Source organism: Pseudomonas neuropathica, assembly GCF_015461835.1.
Taxonomy (GTDB): Bacteria; Pseudomonadota; Gammaproteobacteria; order Pseudomonadales; family Pseudomonadaceae; genus Aquipseudomonas; species Aquipseudomonas neuropathica.
On sequence record NZ_JACOPX010000001.1, the window covers coordinates 474,394 to 496,516 of the forward strand.

General features: G+C 60.7%; 18 protein-coding genes. 11 read left to right on the plus strand and 7 right to left on the minus strand.

From position 1 onward, the window contains the following. Positions 1–1,083, minus strand: a complete 1,083-nt coding sequence (locus H8F23_RS01880; RefSeq protein ID WP_194933217.1) for a hypothetical protein — start codon at positions 1,081–1,083, stop codon at positions 1–3. A gap of 288 nt (positions 1,084–1,371) precedes the next feature. On the opposite strand from H8F23_RS01880, the gene H8F23_RS01885 reads away from it, so the two are divergent. Further along, positions 1,372–1,647 carry a hypothetical protein gene (locus H8F23_RS01885; RefSeq protein ID WP_150750841.1) on the plus strand — a complete coding sequence of 92 codons (276 nt, stop codon included), beginning with the start codon at positions 1,372–1,374 and terminating at the stop codon, positions 1,645–1,647. A 71-nt stretch (positions 1,648–1,718) separates the two neighbouring features. On the opposite strand, the gene H8F23_RS01890 is transcribed toward H8F23_RS01885, so the two are convergent. Both H8F23_RS01890 and H8F23_RS01895 read right to left on the minus strand, forming a co-directional pair. Beyond that, the gene (locus tag H8F23_RS01890) at positions 1,719–2,783 is read right to left on the minus strand and encodes a hypothetical protein (RefSeq protein ID WP_228759056.1); all 1,065 of its coding nucleotides are present in this window, start codon (positions 2,781–2,783) and stop codon (positions 1,719–1,721) included. A 115-nt stretch (positions 2,784–2,898) separates the two neighbouring features. Next, entirely contained in the window at positions 2,899–3,102 is a 204-nt protein-coding gene (locus H8F23_RS01895; RefSeq protein WP_007918829.1) for a hypothetical protein, read from the minus strand. 243 nt (positions 3,103–3,345) lie between these two features. On the opposite strand from H8F23_RS01895, the gene H8F23_RS01900 reads away from it, so the two are divergent. The 4 genes from H8F23_RS01900 to paoC all read left to right on the plus strand — a co-directional run bounded on the left by H8F23_RS01900 (position 3,346) and on the right by paoC (position 9,294). Continuing rightward, a complete protein-coding gene (locus H8F23_RS01900) occupies positions 3,346–5,100 on the plus strand; it encodes an L-lactate permease (protein WP_194933219.1) in 1,755 nt (584 codons plus the stop codon). A 422-nt stretch (positions 5,101–5,522) separates the two neighbouring features. After that, positions 5,523–6,146: an aldehyde dehydrogenase iron-sulfur subunit PaoA gene (gene paoA, locus H8F23_RS01905; RefSeq protein ID WP_194933220.1), complete on the plus strand. Its 624-nt coding sequence runs from the start codon at positions 5,523–5,525 to the stop codon at positions 6,144–6,146. Further along, entirely contained in the window at positions 6,143–7,099 is a 957-nt protein-coding gene (locus H8F23_RS01910; protein WP_194933221.1) for an FAD binding domain-containing protein, read from the plus strand. Before paoA ends, H8F23_RS01910 begins: the two co-directional genes overlap by 4 nt. Then, entirely contained in the window at positions 7,096–9,294 is a 2,199-nt protein-coding gene (gene paoC / locus H8F23_RS01915) for an aldehyde oxidoreductase molybdenum-binding subunit PaoC (RefSeq protein ID WP_194933222.1), read from the plus strand. Before H8F23_RS01910 ends, paoC begins: the two co-directional genes overlap by 4 nt. 199 nt (positions 9,295–9,493) lie before the next feature. On the opposite strand, the gene H8F23_RS01920 is transcribed toward paoC, so the two are convergent. Further along, positions 9,494–9,970 (minus strand): (R)-mandelonitrile lyase, encoded by a 477-nt coding sequence (locus H8F23_RS01920; protein WP_194933223.1) that lies wholly within the window; start codon positions 9,968–9,970, stop codon positions 9,494–9,496. A 97-nt stretch (positions 9,971–10,067) separates the two neighbouring features. Here H8F23_RS01920 and H8F23_RS01925 point away from each other — a divergent pair, with 97 nt between their 5' ends. Continuing rightward, positions 10,068–10,961, plus strand: a complete 894-nt coding sequence (locus H8F23_RS01925) for a LysR family transcriptional regulator (RefSeq protein WP_194933224.1) — start codon at positions 10,068–10,070, stop codon at positions 10,959–10,961. Positions 10,962–10,980: 19 nt separating this feature from the next. Here H8F23_RS01925 and H8F23_RS01930 read toward each other — a convergent pair whose 3' ends face one another. Continuing rightward, on the minus strand, positions 10,981–11,928 hold the full coding sequence (locus tag H8F23_RS01930; protein ID WP_194933225.1) for an aldo/keto reductase: 948 nt from the start codon (positions 11,926–11,928) through the stop codon (positions 10,981–10,983). Positions 11,929–12,044: 116 nt separating this feature from the next. Between H8F23_RS01930 and H8F23_RS01935 the strand changes: the two genes are divergently transcribed. Both H8F23_RS01935 and H8F23_RS01940 read left to right on the plus strand, forming a co-directional pair. Next, entirely contained in the window at positions 12,045–12,815 is a 771-nt protein-coding gene (locus H8F23_RS01935; RefSeq protein WP_194933226.1) for an alpha/beta hydrolase, read from the plus strand. A gap of 273 nt (positions 12,816–13,088) precedes the next feature. Further along, complete coding sequence (locus H8F23_RS01940) at positions 13,089–13,955, plus strand: CAP domain-containing protein (RefSeq protein WP_194933227.1); 867 nt, start codon at positions 13,089–13,091, stop codon at positions 13,953–13,955. Between the two features lie 174 nt (positions 13,956–14,129). On the opposite strand, the gene H8F23_RS01945 is transcribed toward H8F23_RS01940, so the two are convergent. Further along, the gene (locus H8F23_RS01945; protein ID WP_194933228.1) at positions 14,130–15,413 is read right to left on the minus strand and encodes a Zn-dependent hydrolase; all 1,284 of its coding nucleotides are present in this window, start codon (positions 15,411–15,413) and stop codon (positions 14,130–14,132) included. Positions 15,414–15,557: 144 nt separating this feature from the next. Next, a complete protein-coding gene (locus H8F23_RS01950; protein WP_194933229.1) occupies positions 15,558–17,042 on the minus strand; it encodes an NCS1 family nucleobase:cation symporter-1 in 1,485 nt (494 codons plus the stop codon). Positions 17,043–17,667: 625 nt separating this feature from the next. Between H8F23_RS01950 and hydA the strand changes: the two genes are divergently transcribed. The 3 genes from hydA (at position 17,668) to preA (ending at position 21,907) form a co-directional block, all read left to right on the plus strand. Continuing rightward, positions 17,668–19,107 (plus strand): dihydropyrimidinase, encoded by a 1,440-nt coding sequence (gene hydA, locus H8F23_RS01955; RefSeq protein WP_194933230.1) that lies wholly within the window; start codon positions 17,668–17,670, stop codon positions 19,105–19,107. Between the two features lie 157 nt (positions 19,108–19,264). Continuing rightward, on the plus strand, positions 19,265–20,632 hold the full coding sequence (locus tag H8F23_RS01960; protein WP_194933231.1) for an NAD(P)-dependent oxidoreductase: 1,368 nt from the start codon (positions 19,265–19,267) through the stop codon (positions 20,630–20,632). Next, the gene (gene preA / locus H8F23_RS01965; protein WP_093440896.1) at positions 20,633–21,907 is read left to right on the plus strand and encodes an NAD-dependent dihydropyrimidine dehydrogenase subunit PreA; all 1,275 of its coding nucleotides are present in this window, start codon (positions 20,633–20,635) and stop codon (positions 21,905–21,907) included. It abuts the gene before it with no gap. Positions 21,908–22,123: the final 216 nt, after the last annotated feature.

The following is a 22,123-nucleotide window of genomic DNA, read 5'->3' on the forward strand; positions in this document are numbered from 1 at the left end:
TCACTCTCCTTGCACGTTGGGTTCGATCTGCTGGTTAGTCGATTGCGGCGGCTGCCATTCGACAGAATTCACGCCCAAGTCGACCGACGGTTCATCACCCCCACCCAGATTGCGCTCGACCTGCCCGGACACGTGCAACGTGCCGGCCATAACCCCAGTCGTCGGGTTCTGCAGCAGTTTCAGCCAGGCCTTGTCGAAGGTGCTGCCCAGACTACTGCGAATCAGCGCTTCGCTGTCGGGTCGGTCATTGGCCTGGAGGATGGCGCGAATGCCGGCGACACCGACCGAGATCAGCCCTCCAGCCAGTTTCCCCGCCGCGGCCGCTACAGCACTGGCGGCCCCGCGCGGGGCCATTTCCGCTTCCATCCGCTGACTGGCGCGCTTGGCCACCGGGGCCATGCCGGCATCGGTCGAGGCAATGCCCTTGGCGCCGCCGTCAGTGTGGATCTTGTCGATCAACGCGGCATAGGCCGGCAAGGTGTTCAACGGTTCCGTGCTGATCACTTGAAACAACGAAGCATCGCGCGCAGGCGGCGGGCCCAGTGCAATGGCGGGGACTTTCTGCAAACGCCCGTTGAGCTGAGCGACAGGCACACCATGACGCTGGGCGATGAGCGGCATCTGCTGCGCCATCAACTGCGCATAGAACGCCGTCGCCTGGCCGAGAATCGCATCCGGATCGATCTCCACCGCAACCGGCGCCAGCACTCTTTCCTGATATTGCTCAAGCAGATACGCCGCCAGCCGCTTGGCTGACGCATCTTGCTCACCGCCGGCATTGATCGTGTACCAACTGACCTTCATCGACAGCCATTCCTGGGTCCAGTAGCTGCTGAACCACGGAATGAAATTTTCTTCAGTTTGCTGATAGACGCGAGTGCGCCAATGTTCCATCGAGCCACGGGCAAAGACTTTGACTTGCTCGGTGGCTTGCTGCGAAGCGCTGACGATTTCGCGGTCGATCTGCTGCCAGGTCTGCGGCGAGACAAACACGGCTTGCGGCGCTGACACCGGCGCCTGCGCCGAAGTGGCGCAGCCGGCCAGCAACAACAGTGCGGCGACGAGCAGCGCACGCGGGTTCACGGTGGCGGTGTCCTTGAGATGAATGGGATGCAGTTTTGAGTATAGGTGCGAGCGCAGGGCCGTTTGTCCGGTTTTGGCTGGTCTGGCGCCATCGCGAGCAGGCTCACGCCTACAGGGGAATGCATTTCAAATACAGGAGTGAGCCTGCTCGCGATAAGGCCATCAGCAACACCCCAAAAACTCTAACCATCACTGCCATCGATATTCACCATCGCCACGATTGCCTTCCGCCCGCCGCCCGTCAAAGGCACGATTAAGCCATCCGAAACGCAACGAGGAGTTCACAACATGATTCACACCCACGTCACCCTCTCCGTGAGTTTCCCGGTGTTCGGCAGCAACTATTACGACCAGCACGCCGTGTCGCACAAGGCGCAGGCACTGGTGTTCAACGAAGATTTCGAAGATCTGCTGATGCCCGCCGCCACCAATCATTTCAGTAATGAAGTGGTCGGCATCAACGATCAGTTCCGTTTTCTGAGCGACATTCTCGCCACCCATTTGCTGGACATCGAGGCCTCCGTGCCTGCGCGATCCAGCGTCCGGGCGAGCGCTCACTTTTAATTGCAACACGCACAAAAAAGCCCACTGGCCGTATCGGCGCAGTGGGCTTTTTCACATCAGAATTGCGCCGATCAGCGCTTCCAGCACTCGGCGTAACGCGAGCAGACGTTGTACTGCGCATCCATTTTGGCCATACGGTCGAGATGGCGCATGACGGTTTCGCCCATGACCTCCTTGGACGACTGGAAGTAGTACGCGATCATGCCGGTTTCCATGTCGGCCTGCACCGCATTGCCACGCTTGCCGGAAGTACCATCGACGGCAGACCATTCTTTCAAGCGCTTGTCGTCGATGCTGCGCAGACGTTTGCGATACTCGTCGCTGGACCGGGTGATCGCCTCGCTGGAAATCGCGGAACCCTCAATGTTGAACGCGTCTAGATTCTGACGGTACAGAGTCCAGTAATCGTCTGGCAGTTCAAAGCCCATTTTCGCCTTGCGCTCGCTGACCAGCGAATCGAGTTTTTCCGGCGTAAACGTCGTCGCGGCGCGCGTCTTCGCGTCGGACTTCAACACCACGAAGAGGCTGCCATTGACGATGCGGTCGATCATGACCGTCCGCTCCGGCGTATCCGGCAGCAGCACTGGCGGCTTGGGAAAGATCGGGTTGCGCCCGGCACAGGCCGCCAGCCCCTCGCGTTTCATCGGGAGCGGCGTGCGTACGTCCTTGCCATCGATGCGCTGCACGCGCTGCATCAGCGTCGAACACTGGCGGCCCTTGAGGTCGAAGGTCAGCTCATATTCTGTATCGCGCTGAGGTTTGAAGCTGAAACCCGCCCCGCACACGGCATAACCAGTCTGGGTGTTGACCTTCAGGTACATTTCCTTGTCGGGCGGCAGTTTGATTTCCAGGTAGCTCTTGGCCTTTTCCGGGGGCGCCACACTCATGCCGACCCGGCGCGTGCTGTCGACGATAAACAGGTTGTTAAGCAAGCCGGTGGTCTGGCCATCGCAATGCTCTGCATCGTAGTAATCCACCGAGGCGTTATCGGTGCTGGCGACAAAGCGCAGCTTGGCGGCATCAGGTTCGGCCGAATCCTGATAGGTGCCCATCTGGGTGCAGCCCGACAGCAGGAGGCCCGACAGAACAGCACCGATAACAACGGGTGAACGGCGCAACAGCAAAGCGACAGACATGATCATCCTTGGGGAGAGGGGGCAAAAAAAATGGCGATGCTACTGAATTGCCATCATTGCGTCCATCCCCTTACGTCTGCGCGACTGTTGTCCTGATCGAGCGCGCAGAACTCAATCAATCATCATCCCGATCACGGTAGTAACGGCGACCATCGCGGCGATCATCGCGGTCATCCCAGCGCCGGTCGTGGTCGTAATTGCGGCCATGATCGCGGTCGTAATGCCGGCCATGGCGGTGGTCATCATCAAAATCCGCGACACAGCCGCCGAGCAATACGGCGGCGGTCACGGTCAGCAGCATCGTTGTTGCGCGCTTCATTCAACATTTCCCTAAAACCAAGGTCTTGACGACGGAATCGGCGACGCTGTCCGCGCCTTCAGAACGCGGTGCGCGCAGCCGCAGATACGACCGGGTAAACCGCCGTTGATTCAGTGGCCACTAGCGACCGTTTGTCGCCCCGCCCGCGCCGCCCGAACGGCGGCGAAATGCCACCTATACTCCTTGCAACCAAGCCCCACGCAATGGATCTGCGCCCTCAATAACAACAAGCAGAGGTGGACCATGGTCTGGCAGCAAATTTACGACCCGTTCGGCAACCCGGTGATCTCCACGCTCATGGCCGCCGTACCGGTGGTGGTGATGCTCGCGGCGCTGGCGTTTTTCCACGTCAAGGCGCATCTCGCGGCGTTATTGGCATTGGCTTCCGCCCTGCTGATATCTATTTTTGCCTTCGGCATGCCGGCGAGCATGGCCGGTTCTGCGGCGTTGTTCGGTGCGGCGAATGGCTTGCTGCCAATCGGCTGGATCGTCCTCAACATCATCTTTCTGCACCGTCTGACCACCGAGAACGGCTCGTTCAAAGTACTGCAGGATTCCCTCGCGCGGATCACCGATGACCGCCGTTTGCAGTTGCTGCTGATCGCGTTCTGTTTCGGTGCGTTTTTTGAAGGTGCGGCGGGTTTCGGCACGCCGGTAGCGGTGACCGGGGCGATCCTGATCGGGCTGGGGTTTTCGCCGTTGGCCGCGTCGGGTCTGGCGCTGATCGCCAATACCGCGCCGGTGGCATTCGGCGCACTCGGTACGCCGATCATCACGCTGGCCAAAGTCACCGGCCTGGATGAAATGGAGCTGTCGATGATGGTCGGTCGGCAGTTGCCGTTTTTCTCGGTGCTGGTGCCGTTCTGGTTGATCTGGGCCTTCGCCGGGTGGCGCAAGATGCTGGAGATCTGGCCGGCGATTCTGGTGGCCGGCGTCAGCTTCGCGATCCCGCAATTTCTCGTGTCGAACTACCACGGCCCAATGTTGGTGGACGTGATCGCCGCGCTGATTTCCATGGCCTGTCTGACGCTGTTTTTGAAGGTATGGAAACCGGCGACCATTCACACTTCGGCAGCGCTGTCAGGACGGGTCGACAATTCCAAAGTCGAGGAAGAAAAAGTCACTGCCAGCGCCGCGTTCAGCGATCAGGCGCGCCCGGCGGTGATGCGCGCGTGGATGCCGTGGATCATCCTCACCGTATTCGTGTTTGCCTGGGGCACTCAGGGCTTCAAGAATATGTTCGACACCCGCCCCGCCATTGATCCGGTAACCCACTCGGCCAAGCTCGACCCGCAGGGCAAGCCGCTGCGCGAAGCCAACCCGGTCTTCGCCCCGGCCGTGACTTTTACCACTTTGCACCTGCAAATCGAAAAAGTGCCGCCGGTGGTCGCGGCACCGAAAGCGGAAGAAGCGGTGTACAAATTCACTTGGCTGACCGCCACCGGCAGCGGGATTCTGCTGGCGGCGATTGTCGGTGGTTTGCTGATGGGCTATTCGATCCCGCAACTGATCAAGCAATACCTGCGCACGTTGTGGGTGGTGCGGTTTTCGTTGATCACCATTGCGGCGATGCTGGCGCTAGGGTTTCTCACACGCTACTCGGGACTCGACGCGACCATGGGCCTGGCGTTTGCCGCGACGGGGATTTTCTATCCGATGTTCGGCACGTTGCTCGGTTGGCTGGGCGTCGCGCTGACCGGTTCTGATACCGCATCGAACGTACTGTTTGGCGGCTTGCAGCGGGTGACGTCGGAACAGCTCGGGATCAGTCCGATCCTGATGGCGGCGGCGAACAGCTCCGGCGGGGTGATGGGCAAAATGGTCGATGCGCAATCGATCGTGGTCGCCTCTACCGCGACCCGCTGGTACGGGCATGAGGGCGAGATTCTGCGCTACGTGTTCTTCCACTCGATTGTGCTGGCAATTCTTGTCGGCGGGCTGGTGACGTTGCAGGCGTATGTGGCGCCGTTTACGCATATGGTGGTTGGCTCGCATTAGCCAGGTACACCCCATTCCCCTGTGGGAGCGAGCTTGCTCGCGAAGGCGTCCGTTCAGTCAGTGAAGAGGTGGAATGTGCAGGCCTCTTCGCGAGCAAGCTCGCTCCCACAGGTTTCACGTTGTGAATGAAATGGTGGTTACCACACAGATCCCTGTAGGAGTGAGCCTGCTCGCGATAGCGGTGTGTCAGTCGCCACATTGCTCACTGGTCTATCGCTATCGCGAGCAGGCTCACTCCTACAGTGGATCTGTGTTGGCCAAGCGATTGATGAGCCACACGCATAACTCTATAGCGCAAATCCGCAAAAACCTTTTCCTCTTTCCGGCAGTCACTGCTTTACGAGACCGGCGATGACGCTGGCTGCCCGCTTGGGCCATCTACGATCCTGCTGCCCTGATGAAGAGAGAAAAGGAATCGAACCATGACGATTTCCCGACGCGGATTTCTGATCCTCGGCGCCGTGACCGCCACCGCGTTCGCGATGCCGCCGTTTATCAGCCTCAAGGCCTACGCGGCCAATCTGGAGCAACCGGCCATGAGCAAAGTGACGATCAATGTCAACGGCAAGCCGCGTGCGCTTGATGTCGACACCCGCACCACCCTGCTCGATGCCTTGCGCGAGCACTTGCACCTGAGCGGCACCAAAAAAGGCTGCGACCACGGCCAGTGCGGCGCCTGCACGGTGATCGCCGATGGTCGACGCATCAACGCTTGCCTGACCCTGGCGGTGATGCACGAAGGCAGCGAGATCACCACCATCGAAGGCCTCGGCATGCCCGACAATCTGCACCCGATGCAGGCCGCATTCATCAAGCACGACGGCTATCAGTGCGGCTATTGCACACCGGGGCAGATCTGCTCGGCGGTGTCAGTGATCAAGGAAATCTGCGACGGCATTCCCAGCCACGTCAGTGAGAGCCTCACCGAGGCGCCGCAGTTGATCGCCAGAGAGTTTCAGGAACGCATGAGCGGCAATATCTGCCGCTGCGGTGCGTACTCGAACATCATCGAAGCCATCACCGAAGTCGCGGAGGTACCGGCATGAGACCGTTCAATTACAGCCGCGCCGACTCCCCCGCCGCTGCCGCTGCGCAAGCCGCACAGGTCGAAGGCGCACGCTTCATCGCTGGCGGCACCAACCTGCTGGACTTGATGAAACTCGACATCGAAACCCCGCTGCACCTGATCGACGTCAACCACCTCGGCCTGGATCAGATCGAAGCCACACCCGAGGGCGGCTTGCGCATCGGCGCGCTGGTGCGCAACACCGATCTGGCGGCCGATATGCGCGTGCGGAAAGACTACGCCCTGCTCTCGCGCGCCTTGCTCGCCGGGGCGTCCGGGCAGTTACGAAACATGGCGACCACTGCCGGCAACCTGCTGCAACGCACGCGCTGCCCGTATTTCTACGACACCCATCAGGCTTGCAACAAACGCAATCCCGGCAGCGGCTGCGCGGCGATTGGCGGGGTCAGTCGGCAACTGGGCATCATCGGCGTCAGCGACGCCTGCATCGCTACGCACCCGAGTGACATGGCGATTGCCATGCGTGCTCTCGATGCGCAGATTGAAACGGTGAAACCCGACGGCAGCACCCGCAGCATCGCCATGGCCGACTTTCACCAGTTACCCGGTACCACGCCGAACATCGAAACCAGCCTGATGCCCGGCGAGTTCATCACCTCGGTGACACTGCCCGCACCGCTCGGCGGCACCCACATCTATCACAAGGTGCGTGATCGCTCCTCTTACGCATTTGCGTTGGTATCGGTCGGTCTGATTCTGCAACAGGACGGCAGCGGCCGCGTGGCGGTCGGCGGTATCGCGCCGAAACCATGGCGAATTGAAGAGGCCGAAGCGCTGCTGCCAAAAGGCGCCAAAGCCGTCAGCGAACGCCTGCTCGACGGCGCCACGCCGACTCACGACAACCAGTTCAAACTGACCCTGGTCGAGCGCACGCTCGGCTCGGTGTTGGCGCAAGCGAGGGATGAAGCATGAAATTCGACACGCCCGCCACCACCAACCCGATCGACCAGTTGAAGGTCATCGGCCAACCCACCGAGCGCATCGAAGGCCCGTTGAAAACCAGCGGCCAGGCGCCATACGCCTATGAGCAGCATGAGGCGGTGGCCAATCAGGCTTACGGCTTTATGGTCGGCTCGGCCATCGCCAAGGGCCGCATCAACAATATCGACCTCGAAGCAGCGAAAGCCGCGCCTGGTGTACTGGCCATCGTCACCGCCGCCAACGCCGGCAAACTCGGCAAGGGCAAATACAACGCTGCCCATTTGTTGGCCGGGCCGGAGATTCAGCACTACCACCAGGCTGTCGCGCTGGTGGTGGCCGAGACGTTCGAGCAGGCCCGCGCGGCTGCGCAAATGGTCAAAGTCGATTACGTCGCTACCAAAGGCGAGTTCGATCTGGCCAGCGTGCGCGATAAAGGCGTCGAGCCAAAAGAGGAGTTGCCCGACGTCAGCCACGGTGATTTCGCCAAGGCGTTCGCCGCTGCGCCGGTGCAATTCGACCAGACCTACACCTCGCCGGATCAGTCCCACGCGATGATGGAACCGCACGCCACATTAGCAGCTTGGAAAGGCGATCAACTGACCCTGTGGACGTCGAACCAGATGATTGCCTGGAGCGTCGGCGACATCGCCACTACCCTCGGTTTGCCGAAAGAAAAAGTCCGGCTGATGTCGCCCTACATTGGCGGCGGTTTCGGCGGCAAACTGTTTGTGCGCGCCGATGCAATTCTTGCCGCCCTCGGTGCACGGATGGCCGGCAGACCGGTAAAAGTCGCCCTCGCCCGCCCGCAGATCGCTAACAACACCACCCACCGCCCGGCGACGATTCAGCGCATTCGTATGGGCGCGACGGCGGACGGCAAACTCACCGCGATCGCTCACGAAGGCTGGTCGGGCAATCTGGCGGAAGGCAAAGTCGAAGTCGCTGCGCAGCCGAGTCAGTTGTTATACGCCGCTGAAAATCGACGGGTGAGCATGCGTCTCGCGCCGCTGGATCTGCCCGAAGGCAACGCGATGCGTGCGCCCGGTGAAACCCCGGGGCTGATGGTGCTGGAAATCGCCATGGACGAAATGGCCGAACAGCTCAAGCTTGATCCGGTGCAGTTCCGCATTATCAATGACACTCAGGTCGATCCAGTAAAAACCGAACGACCGTTTTCGCAGCGGCGCCTGATCGAATGCCTGCAGACCGGCGCCGAGAAATTCGGCTGGAACCAGCGCAATGCGCAGCCGGGTACACGTCGCGAAGGTCGCTGGCTGATCGGCATGGGTGTGGCCGCCGCGATCCGCAACAACCTGCTGGTCAAGTCGGGCGCGCGGGTGCGGCTGGAGCGCGATGGCAAGGTCACGGTGGAAACCGACATGACCGATATCGGCACCGGCAGCTACACGATCATTGCGCAGACGGCGGCCGAGATGATGGGCGTCGGGTTGAAGGATGTCACTGTGCATCTGGGCGATTCGAGCTTCCCGGTGTCGGCAGGTTCCGGCGGGCAATTCGGCGCCAACTGCTCGACCGCCGGGGTGTATGCCGCGTGCATGAAACTGCGTGAGGCGGTGGCTGGCAAACTGGGCATGGCGGCGGATCAGGCGGAGTTTGTCGACGGTCAGGTGCGGCTCGGCGACAAGAGCGTGCCGATGCGCAACGCTGCGCAGGACGGCGTTGTGGTGGCTGAGGACAGCATCGAATTTGCCGACCTGGCCGAGAAGTATCAGCAGTCGACCTTTGGTGCGCATTTCGTTGAGGTCGCGGTGGATGCGGCGACCGGGGAAGTGCGTGTGCGCCGCATGTTGGCGGTGTGCGCGGCCGGGCGGATTCTCAACCCGACAGCCGCGCGCAGTCAGGTGATCGGCGCGATGACCATGGGCGTCGGTGCGGCGTTGATGGAGGAGTTGGCGGTGGACAAGACGCTGGGGTTTTTCGTCAATCATGATCTGGCCGGGTATGAGGTGCCGGTGCATGCCGACATACCGCATCAGGAGGTGATTTTCCTTGATGAGACTGATCCGGTTTCCTCGCCGATGAAGGCCAAGGGTGTTGGTGAACTGGGGATTTGCGGGGTTAGTGCGGCGGTGGCGAATGCGATTTACAACGCCACGGGGGCGCGGGTGCGGGAGTATCCGGTTACCCTCGATAAAATCCTTTCTTCACTGCCGGAGATGATCTGAACGCCTGAAAAGAGCCCCTCACCCTAGCCCTCTCCCAGAGGGAGAGGGGACCGATCCGGGGATATTCAGAAGCTGCACCGACTTGAACGTCCTGCTGTGAATCCATAGTCGACACAGCACTTTCAGGTCGATGGATGACGCAAGGCACCTCGGTCAGCCCCCTCTCCCTCCGGGAGAGGGCTGGGGTGAGGGAAGCGCTTCACTCGGAACGCGGATACTGCTCATCACTCACCTGCTCCATCCAATCCACCACCTTGCCATCCAGCACTTCAGCAATAGCGATATGGGTCATCGCCGTGGTCGCAGCCGCCCCATGCCAATGCTTGGCCCCCGGCGCAATCCACACGGTATCCCCGGGACGAATCCTACGAACCGGCTGCCCCCACTCCTGCACAAAACCGGAACCGGCGGTGACGATCAAGGTCTGTCCCAACGGATGTGTATGCCAAGCGGTACGCGCGCCCGGCTCAAACGTCACCGTCGCACCACTGACCCGCGCCGCTTCGGTGCCTTTGAACGGCCCATCGACGCGCACAATGCCAGTGAACCAATCCACCGGACCTCTGGCCGAAGCTTGTGAGCCATTGGGTGTCACGGTCACGCGGGGAATGTCATTGGCCTGCACCTCACCCGCCAACAGGGAAAGGGTCAAGGCAGAAGCGGCAATCGGGTTCATAGCGGTTCCTCCAGATAAACAATGCCACCACTTTACCGACGTCAACTCTTCAGATAATCGACTAGAATTCGAAAAAACTTATGCAGGACACTCATCAATGCTTCGGGAAAACGCCACCGACCTGCTCGCCTTCCTCGCCGTAGCCCGTGAGCGCAGTTTTACCAAGGCAGCGGCCAAGCTCGGCGTTTCGCAATCGGCGCTGAGTCACACGATTCGCGCACTTGAAGCGCGTTTGGGCCTGCGCCTGCTGACCCGCACCACGCGCAGCGTCTCACCCACCGAAGCCGGCGAACACTTGTTGCAAACCATCGGCCCACGCTTCGAAGAAATCGAACTGGAACTGGCGGCGCTGAGCAACCTGCGCGACACCCCGGCAGGCAAGATCCGTCTCAACGCCACCGACCATTCGCTGGACTGGCTGCTGCGCCCGGTGCTCAAGGAATTTCTGCCCAAGTACCCGGACATCAGCGTCGAGGTGAGCTGTGACTATGGTTTCGTCGACATCGCCGGCCAGGGTTTCGACGCTGGCGTGCGCTTGGGCGAGGACGTCGCGCAAGGCATGATCGCCACCCGCATCGGCCCCGACATGCGCATGGCGGTGGTCGGCTCACCCGCCTATTTCGCCAAACGCACCCCGCCGCAAACACCACGCGATCTGACCGAGCACGCCTGCAACAACCTGCGCCTGCCCACCAACGGCGGGCTGTACAGTTGGGAATTCGAGAAGGATGGCGAAAGCCTGAAAGTGCGGGTCTCCGGACAGGTCATCCTGAACGGCGTCTACCCGTTGCTTGACGCGGCGCTGGACGGTTTTGGCCTGAGCTACATCCCGGAAAACATCGTCGCGCCGTATCTGGCCGACGGCCGTTTACTGCAAGTGCTGGAAGACTGGTGCCCGACGTTTGCCGGTTACCACCTCTACTACCCGAGCCGACGCCAGGCGGCGCCGGCGTTTGCATTGTTGCTGGAGGCGTTGCGCTATCGCGGTTAAGCGCCGTCTACGAGATCGATTATCCCGCTGCTAACGCAATCAACTGATGCCGTTGCGCATCGGTGAGCATCGGCCCGAACCCGGCCTTGGCGTTATCGGCCATATAGCGCGGATTGCCCGTGCCCGGGATCACGCAAGTCACCGCCGAATGCGAGAGCAGAAACTTCAACGCCAATTGTGCCCAGCTGTTGACCTGCACATCCGACACCCACCCCGGCAACGGTTTGCCTTTGAGACGCGCGAGCAGACCGCCGCCACCGAACGGCCGATTACAGATCACCGCGACGCCGCGTTCGCGGCACAAAGGCAAAATACGTTTCTCCACGCCTCGGTCATCGAGGGCGTAATTGATTTGCAGAAAATCCAGGGGCTCGGCCTTCAGCACCGCTTCGACTTCTTCGTAGGCCGAGGGTGTGTAATGGGTGATGCCGATGTAACGGATGCGCCCCTGGGCTTTCCATTCACGCAGGGTCGGCAGGTGGGTTTGCCAGTCGAGCAGGTTGTGGATCTGCATCAGGTCGATGCGTTCGGTGCGCAGCAGGCTGAACGACTGCTCCATCTGCGCGATGCCTTCCTTGCGCCCGCGCGTCCACACCTTGGTCGCCAGAAACGCCGGCGAACGCGGTTCGTGGATCGATAGCAGTTCGCCGGTGGTCTGTTCGGCGCGGCCATACATCGGTGAACTGTCAATCAGCGTGCCGCCCTTTTTGAACAGCTCATCGAGCACCGCCGGCAATTGCCGGTAGGCCGGGTCGCCGGGGCCGACGTCGAAACCGCGATAAGTACCAAGGCCAACGATGGGCAGCGACTCGGTGCTGGATGGGATGACACGGGTCTGCATGGCGTGGCTTCCGGTGGTCGCGGACGTGGTGGTTGTGGCCAACGCCCGATCAAAGGTGAAGACCGCCGAAACCCCGGCAGCCAGCGTGAGCAATCGGCGACGGGAGTAACCCTCAGTGTGGCTCATGCTGGTTCCCCTGCTGCGTGGATCTGCTGCATGTTGTGTGTGTGTGCGAGCGGCCCGGTGGCAGGGCTGAACTACACTGCGACAGCAGTCCTTCACACACCGTTAAAAGTAGCCGAATGTCCCGAACCCTGATGTCACTCGTCGCATTGATCGTTGCCGTGTACCTGGTGCTGTGTGCGGCACTGTTCTTTTTTCAGCGCTCGCTGATCTATTTTCCGCAGCCCAATACCGTCGGCGGCAGCGACTCACAACTGATCCTGTCTATACCGGACGCGCGGGTTTCAGTGATCACCCGCGAGCGCGTCGGGCCACGGGCGCTGATCTATTTCGGCGGCAATGCCGAGGACGTGTCGCGCAATCTGCCGGAGTTTGCCGAGGCGTTTCCCGATTACGCAGTGTATTTGCTCAACTACCGCGGTTTCGGTGGCAGCGGTGGCTCACCCTCAGAAGAAGCGATTGCCGAGGATGCGCTGGCGCTGTTTGATCAGGTCTACGCCAGTCATCCGCAGGTGGCCGTGGTCGGGCGCAGCCTCGGTTCCGGCGTGGCCGTGCGTCTTGCCAGTCAACGGCCGGTGCAACAGCTGATTCTGGTGACGCCTTACAACAGCCTCGAAGAAATCGCGGCACGGCAATATCCGTGGGTGCCGGTGCAGTGGTTGCTCAAGGACCGATTCGAATCCGGCAAGTACGCCGCGCATATCCGCGTGCCGACGTTGTTGCTCGCGGCCAGTGATGACGAGGTGATTCCGCGCGCCAGCACCCAGCGTTTGCTGGAGAATTTCCCGCAAGGCGTGGCGGTGCTCCGGGTGGTGCCGGATTCGGGGCATAACTCGATCTCGGATCGTGCGCAGTATTTGCAGTGGATGGGGGATGTGTTGAATCGGTGATAGTGGTCTGCCTGTGTCTTTTGTATTGTTTTCAGTGACGCCATCGCGAGCAGGCTCACTCCTACATTTGGAATGCGTTCCCTGTAGGAGTGAGCCTGCTCGCGATAGCGTCATCCGGCGCAACATAGCGCTCTGTTTGATTCCACTGTTCGTCGCTTCGCCGTAAAGCCTTCACCGCCCCTTGAACCAAGTCCAAAAAGCCCAGTCCTACTCGCGCCGCTTTCTGCGGTTCACTCAACTTTTGCGCTGTCCTCTTTCAGAGCTGCCCGTCTCATGCGCCACGCCGTTCGTTCGTCTCGCTTCGTTTCGCTGTGCCTGCTGATCCTTTCGCCGCTGTTCGCGGAAACCGCCCATGCCGGTGCCGAGCGGCAACTGGTGGCTGCCATCAACGACTATCGTGCCCATCCGCAGCGCTGTGATCGGCGCCCGACGCAGCGTCTGGCGCCGTTGGCACTGAAGTCGAACCTGGCCTTGCCGATCGGTTATCGCTATGCCGGTGGCATGCGTGAAGCGCTGAAGTCGTCCGGGTATTCAGCCGTCGCGGTGCGCAGTATTCGTGTGGTCGGGGCCGAGGACGCCGAAGAGGCTTTCGACCTGCTGCAAGACGAGCACTGCGCCGCGCTGCTGGATGCGAGCTACGCCGACATCGGCGTCAGTCGGTCGCGTAATGAATGGCAAGTGGTGTTGGCGCAACCGGTGCTCGACAGCCGTGTCGGCGATAACCGCAGCGTCGGCAAGGCCTTGCTCGCGGAGGTAAACGCCGCGCGCGCCCAGCCACGGATGTGCGGACGCCAGCGCTTCGCCGCCGCCCGGCCGTTGAGCTGGAACGCAGCACTGGGCGCCGCCGCGCAGGGGCACAGCAAAGCCATGGCTTACGGCAATTACTTCGCCCACCGTGATCCGGACGGCGACCTGCCTGCCGATCGCGCCCGCGCAGCCGGCTATCGCGGTCGGCAAATCGGTGAAAACATTGCCGCCGGACAGAGTTCACCGGGCAAAGCCATGGCCGGATGGCTGGCCAGCCCCGGACATTGCGCCAATCTGATGAATCCGATGTTTACTCAGGTCGGCGCCGGGTTTGCCAGTGAGGCGCGCAGTGATGAAGGGGTTTACTGGACGATGGTGTTTGGTGCGCAGTGACTGCCAGCGTCCAGTGCCAATTTCAACAGTTCCTTGCGCAGCATTGACGGCGCACGAACGTGGTGATTTTCATGGGCCGGCAACATCGCGCAGGTTTATGACATTTGGGTAACAGGAAAAGATCGCAGCCTCGTTTCACTCGACAGCGCCTACAAGGCTGCGATCTTTTGATCTTCAAGCGGCGCGCTGCCCTCCCGCGACCATCGCCGAAGCCGCCAGCATCGCCCGCAACAACACCGCACACCCCGCCGCCAGATCATCCGGCGCGGCGTTTTCGATTTCGTTGTGGCTGATGCCGCCTTCGCACGGCACGAAGATCATCCCGGCCGGGCCGAGTTCGGCGAGGAAAATCGCGTCATGCCCGGCGCCGCTGACGATGTCCATGTGCGACAGGCCCAGCCCTTTCGCCGCGCCGCGCACGGCTTCCACACAACCTTTTTCGAAGTACAGCGGCGGGAAGTCCGCTGTCGGCGTCAGTTCATAAGTCAGACCGTGTTCTTCGCAGGTGGCGTCGATGACTTGCTTTACTTCAGCGATCATCGAGTCCAGACGCGCCGGTTCCAGATGACGGAAGTCGAGGGTCATGCGCACTTCGCCGGGAATGACGTTGCGCGAACCGGGGTAGGCCTGCAAACAACCGACGGTGCCGCAGGCGTGGGGTTGATGACCGAGGGCGGCGCGGTTGACCGCACCGACGATCACCGAGGCGCCGACCAGCGCGTCTTTACGCAGGTGCATCGGCGTTGGACCGGCGTGGGCCTCGACGCCGCGCAGCTTGAGGTCGAACCACTTCTGCCCCAACGCGCCCAACACGACGCCGATGGTTTTCTGTTCGTCTTCAAGGATCGGGCCTTGTTCGATGTGCGCCTCGAAATAGGCACCGACTTTATGCCCGCTGACTTTACGCGGACCGGCATAGCCAATGGCGTTCAGCGCTTCACCGACGGTGACGCCGTCGGCATCGACTTTGGCGAGGGTTTCTTCGAGGGTGAATTTCTCGGCGAACACGCCCGAGCCCATCATGCACGGAGCGAAGCGCGAGCCTTCTTCGTTGGTCCAGACCACCACTTCCAGCGGCGCTTCGGTTTCCACTTTGAGGTCGTTGAGGGTGCGCAGAACTTCGACGCCGGCGAGCACGCCGAAGCAGCCGTCGAACTTGCCGCCGGTGGGTTGGGTGTCAATGTGGCTGCCGGTCATCACCGGTGGCAAATCGGGATTGCGCCCGGGGCGCCGGGCAAAAATGTTGCCGACGGCATCGATGGTGACGCTGCACCCGGCGTCCTTGCACCATTGCACGAAGAGGTCGCGGGCCTGGCGGTCGAGGTCAGTGAGGGCCAGGCGACAGACCCCGCCCTTGACCGTCGCGCCGAGTTTGGCCAGTTCCATGAGCGACGCCCACAGGCGGTCGCGGTTGATGTGCTGATGGGTCGATTGCAGAACGTCTACGGCTGCGTTCATGGGGATCTCCTCAGGCTGCTGTTCTTATGGATTTCTTCAAATACATCTCTGCCGTAAGTGAGGCCGCCTTCGCGAGCAAGCTCGCTCCCACATTTGGAATGCGTACACATGTGGGAGCGAGCTTGCTCGCGAAGAGGCCTGCATTCACACCGCAGATTTCACTACTGACGGACTAGCGCGCATCACGCACAACCCGTAATAAATAATCCCGCCCAGCGCCGAGCCGGTGAACCAGCCATAGCTGTAGAACCAGCTGAACGCATCGCTGCCCAGCGACATCACGGTCAACACCACCGGTACGCCAAAGGCAACAAAACCGGCCCAGTTCCACGCCGGATAGACGTCGTCGCGGTACAGCCCGGCGAGGTCCAGTTGCTGTTTCTTGATCAGAAAATAGTCCACCACCATGATCCCGGCGATCGGTCCGAGCAGGCTTGAATAACCGAGCAGCCAATTGGAATAGACACTTTCCAGACTGACCTCGGAAACGATCCAGCCAAGTTTTTTCAGCAGTTCATGACCCATCAGCAACAGCCCGACCAACCCGGTCAGCAACACCGCTTTGGTGCGGTTGATCACCTTCGGCGCGATGTTCTGAAAGTCGTTGGTTGGCGAAACGATGTTCGCGGCAGTGTTGGTCGATAGCGTGGCGATGATGATCAGTGCCATCGCCACCGCGACCCACACCGGGCTTTGGATATGGCCGATCAGCGTGACCGGATCAGAGACAGTCACACCGACCAGTTTCACCGACGCGGCAGTCATCACCACACCCAGCGCGGCGAACAGGAACATGGTCAACGGCAGGCCGATGATCTGCCCGAGGATCTGATCCTTTTGGCTCTTGGCGTATCGACTGAAATCAGGAATGTTCAGCGATAAAGTCGCCCAGAAGCCGACCATCGCCGTCAACCCGGCGGCAAAATAACCGTACACGCTCGCGCCTTCCGGGCGTTTGGCCGGGATCGCCATCAATTCGCTCATCGACACATTAGGCATCGCCCACACCAGCAGACCGATACCGACCGCCACCAGCAACGGCGCCGACAACGTTTCCAGCCACTTGATCGACTCGGCACCACGAATCACCACCCACAGATTCAGCGCCCAGAAGATCATGAAACCGATCACCTCGCCCGTGCCGCCGAGGGATTTCCAGCCCTCGAACACTGAGCCGAGAAACAGGTGAATCGCCAACCCGCCAAACATCGTCTGAATGCCGAACCAGCCACACGCCACCAGCGCGCGGATCAGACACGGCACGTTGGAGCCGAGAATGCCGAACGATGAGCGCAGCAACACCGGAAACGGGATGCCGTACTTGGTGCCGGGGAAAGCGTTAAGTGTCAGCGGAATCAGCACGATGATGTTGGCGAACAGAATCGCCAGCAGCGCTTCACCGACGCTCAAGCCGAAGTACGCCGTGAGCACGCCACCGAGGGTATAAGTCGGCACACAGATCGACATGCCGACCCACAGCGCGGTGATGTGCCATTTGTTCCAGGTACGTTCGCGCACCTTGGTCGGTGCCATGTCGTGGTTGTAACGGGGACTGTCGAGGACGTCGCTGCCGGCTTCAAGCTCGTACAAGCCGTCGCGCTCGGTCACTTGCGATCTGATCTGTTGCATGGCCGCTCCACTGTTCTTCTGATTATTTTTTTGCTCATCAGGCGGCTTGCACACGAGTGCGCGAGCCGGACGATGGCCGGAGGAACTGACAACTTTCGTGCACCGGCCATGGTGTCAGCGGCGGCATCAATAAACGTGCCGGGTGCCCCGCTTACGCATCGGGCGGTGTTTCAAACGCTTTGCAACTTTCTGATATTCATCAGTTTTAATTATTCACCGAAGGAGTTCGCGGAAACTTGTCTGGGTGCTCAGGCTAAACACCTGGCAAGTTGTCCGAACAGACAGGACTCAATCTGGTGCACTGCATTTATTTTCATCGTGAGCGAGCAACCGCAGCTCAACTTCAAGCGGCTGATTTCACATAGGAAATCTTGCTCATATTTCCATCCTGTCAAGTGCGTCAAAATGGTGAACAGCCTCACCATTTTGGTGATCTACATTTTTTATCGTTATTTTTCATACACTTAAAGCAGTCATTAGCTTATAAAAAATAATCTTGATCTATTGCAAATCTGCGACTAGTTTCTATTCCTGACAGCGCTGACAGGAATACGTCCTTCATCGCCGTACATCAATAAAACATCTAGAACCGACACAAGTCGGTCATGCCTGCGAGGAACTCGGAATGTCTCTGTTGATCCGTGGCGCCACCGTTGTTACCCATGATGAAAGTTATCGCGCCGACGTCTATTGCGCCGACGGCGTGATCAAAGCCATCGGTGAAAACCTTGATGTTCCCGCCGGCGCCGAAGTCCTCGACGGCAGCGGCCAATACTTGATGCCTGGCGGCATCGATCCGCACACGCACATGCAACTCCCCTTCATGGGCACTGTGGCCAGTGAGGATTTCTATAGCGGCACGGCGGCAGGTCTGGCCGGCGGCACCACATCGATCATCGACTTTGTGATTCCCAATCCGCAGCAGTCGCTGATGGAAGCCTTTCATCAGTGGCGCGGCTGGGCGGAAAAATCGGCTTCCGACTATGGCTTCCACGTTGCGATCACTTGGTGGAGCGAGCAGGTGCGTGAGGAAATGGCCGAGCTGGTCAGCCATCACGGGATCAACAGCTTCAAGCATTTCATGGCTTACAAGAACGCAATCATGGCCGCCGACGATACGCTGGTGGCGAGTTTCGAGCGCTGCCTGGAACTCGGCGCGGTGCCGACTGTGCACGCGGAAAACGGTGAGCTGGTTTATCACTTGCAACGCAAGTTGATGGCCCAGGGCATCACCGGGCCGGAGGCGCATCCACTGTCGCGGCCGTCGCAGGTTGAAGGTGAAGCGGCGAGTCGGGCGATTCGTATTGCTGAAACCATCGGCACGCCGTTGTATCTGGTGCACGTTTCGACCAAGGAAGCCCTCGACGAAATCACCTATGCGCGCAGCAAGGGCCAACCGGTGTATGGCGAAGTCCTCGCCGGGCATTTGCTGCTCGACGACAGCGTCTATCAACACCCGGACTGGCAGACCGCTGCCGGTTACGTGATGAGCCCGCCGTTCCGTCCGCGCGGCCATCAGGAGGCGCTTTGGCACGGACTGCAAAACGGCAATCTGCACACCACCGCGACTGACCATTGCTGCTTCTGCGCCGAACAGAAAGCCGCCGGCCGCGATGATTTCAGCAAGATCCCCAACGGCACCGCCGGTATCGAAGATCGCATGGCGGTGTTGTGGGACGAGGGTGTCAACAGTGGTCGTTTGTCGATGCAGGATTTCGTTGCCCTCACCTCCACCAACACCGCGAAGATCTTCAATCTCTATCCGCGCAAAGGTGCGATTCGCGTCGGCGCCGATGCCGATCTGGTGCTGTGGGATCCGCAAGGCACCCGCACCATTTCCGCCAAGACCCACCATCAGCAGGTGGACTTCAACATCTTCGAAGGCAAGACCGTGCGCGGCGTGCCGAGCCATACCGTCAGCCAGGGCCGGGTGGTCTGGGCCGACGGCGACCTGCGTGCGGAGCGTGGCGCCGGGCGGTACATCGAACGGCCGGCGTACCCGGCGGTGTTTGATTTGCTGAGCAAGCGGGCTGAGCAACGTAAGCCAGTCGCTGTGAAACGCTGAAATCCAGGCCTTCGGCCTTCGCGAGCAAGCTCGCTCCCACAGGGGAATGCATTCCAAATGTGGGAGCGAGCTTGCTCGCGAAGAGGCCATCCCGAACGCCACAAAAACCACTGCCCATCAGAGGCAGAGAACCTCAATAACCGTGAGGCACAAAACCGTGATCGAGACCCTGAACCATCTCCCCCACCCGCACGAAAGCGCGGCCGCCCTCGCCGGGCATTTCACCGATCTGGCGCCGCCGCTCAATGACCGGCAGGCGCATCTGGAAGCCTCGCGCTGCCTGTATTGCTACGACGCGCCGTGCGTCAATGCGTGCCCCAGCGAGATCGACATCCCGTCGTTCATCCGCAACATTCATCAGGACAACGTGCCCGGTGCGGCGCAGAAAATCCTCTCAGCGAACATCCTCGGCGGCAGTTGCGCGCGGGTCTGTCCAACCGAGATCCTTTGCCAACAAGCCTGCGTGCGCAACAACGCTCAGGAATGCGCGCCGGTACTGATCGGCCTGCTGCAACGCTACGCCGTGGACAATGCGCACTTCAGCGAACATCCGTTCCAGCGCGCCGCAGCGACCGGCAAACGCATCGCCGTGGTCGGTGCCGGGCCGGCCGGTTTGTCCTGTGCGCATCGCAGCGCCATGCACGGTCATGACGTGGTGATTTTCGAAGCGCGGGAGAAGGCTGGCGGCCTCAATGAATACGGAATCGCCAAGTACAAACTGGTCGACGACTACGCGCAGAAGGAACTGGATTTCCTTCTGCAGATCGGCGGCATCGAGATTCGTCACGGGCAGAAACTCGGCGAGAATCTGACGCTGAGTGAACTGCATCAGCAGTTCGACGCGGTGTTCCTCGGCCTCGGCCTCAGCGCCAGCAAGCAACTCGGCCTGCCTCACGAAGATGCTCCGGGCCTGCTCGCTGCCACCGACTACATTCGCGAATTGCGCCAGGCCGATGACCTCACGCAATTGCCATTGGCCGAACGCTGCATCGTCCTTGGCGCCGGTAACACCGCGATCGACATGGCCGTGCAAATGGCTCGCCTCGGGGCTCGCGACGTCAATCTGGTGTATCGCCGGGGCGCTGCCGACATGGGCGCCACCGGCCATGAGCAAGACATCGCCAAAGCCAATCAGGTGCGCCTGCTGACCTGGGCACAACCGGAAGAGGTGCTGCTCGACGCTCAGGGCCAGGTGCGCGGCATGCGTTTCGCCCGCACCGATCTGGTCGACGGTCGCCTGCAAACCACCGGCGAGACCTTCGAGCTGGCCGCTGACGCGATCTTCAAAGCCATAGGTCAGGCCTTCGACGGCGGCGCCCTCGCCGACCCGTTGGCCCGTGAACTCAAGCGTCAGGGCGAACGCATCTACGTCGATGAGAACCTGCGCACCAGCATCCCCGGCGTGTATGCCGGCGGCGACTGCACCAGCCTCGATCAGGACCTCACCGTGCAAGCCGTGCAGCACGGCAAACGCGCCGCCGAGGCGATCAATGCTCAACTGATGCTTAACGTGGAGGCTGCGTAAATGGCCGATCTGTCGATTGTCTTCGCTGGCATCAAAGCGCCGAATCCGTTCTGGCTGGCCTCTGCGCCACCGACCGACAAAGCCTACAACGTGGTCCGCGCCTTCGAAGCGGGCTGGGGTGGCGTGGTCTGGAAAACCCTCGGTGAGGATCCGGCGGCGGTCAACGTGTCGTCGCGTTACTCCGCGCATTACGGCAACAACCGTGAAGTGCTGGGCATTAACAATATCGAGTTGATCACCGACCGTTCGCTGGAGATCAACCTGCGCGAAATCACTCAGGTGAAGAAGGACTGGCCGGACCGCGCGCTGATCGTTTCGCTGATGGTGCCGTGCGTGGAGGAATCGTGGAAACACATCCTGCCGCTGGTGGAAGCCACCGGCGCTGACGGTATCGAGCTGAATTTCGGCTGCCCGCACGGCATGCCTGAACGCGGTATGGGTGCGGCGGTCGGTCAGGTGCCGGAATATGTCGAGCAAGTCACGCGCTGGTGCAAGACCTATTGCTCGCTGCCGGTGATCGTCAAGCTGACGCCGAACATCACCGACATCCGCGTCGCCGCCCGCGCAGCGCATCGCGGTGGTGCGGACGCGGTGTCGCTGATCAATACGATCAACTCGATCACCAGCGTCGACCTGGAACACATGGTTGCCCTGCCCACCGTCGGCAGCAAAAGCACCCATGGCGGTTATTGCGGTTCGGCGGTGAAGCCGATTGCGCTGAACATGGTCGCCGAAATCGCCCGCGATCCGCAGACCCAGGGCTTGCCGATCTGCGGGATTGGCGGCATTGGCAGTTGGCGTGATGCAGCGGAATTCATGGCGCTGGGCAGCGGCGCGGTGCAGGTGTGCACGGCGGCGATGTTGCATGGCTTCCGCATTGTCGAGGAGATGAAGGACGGTTTGTCGCGATGGATGGACAGTCAGGGTTACGCCAGCATCGCCGAGTTTTCCGGGCGCGCGGTGGGCAACACCACGGACTGGAAGTACCTCGACATCAACTATCAGGTGATCGCGAAGATTGATCAGGACGCGTGCATTGGGTGCGGGCGCTGCCACATTGCTTGCGAGGACACTTCACACCAGGCGATCAGCAGTCTCAAACAGGCGGACGGGACGCATAAATATGAAGTAATCGATGAGGAGTGTGTGGGTTGTAACTTGTGCCAGATCACTTGCCCGGTGGCCGATTGCATCGAGATGGTGCCGATGGAGACGGGCAAGCCGTTTCTGGACTGGAATCATGATCCGCGCAATCCGTATCACGTTGCGGTCTAGCCCCTCACCCTAACCCTCTCCCAAAGGGAGAGGGGACTGATTGGGGGATGCTTCAGAAATCCACCGACGTGAACGATTTGCTTTGAATCCATAATCGATGCATGCACAAGCACGAACTGCTTTGAATCCATATTCGACTGGATTTTTCAGGTCGATGTAACCCGCGAGACACCTCGGTCGGCCCCCTCTCCCTCTGGGAGAGGGCTGGGGTGAGGG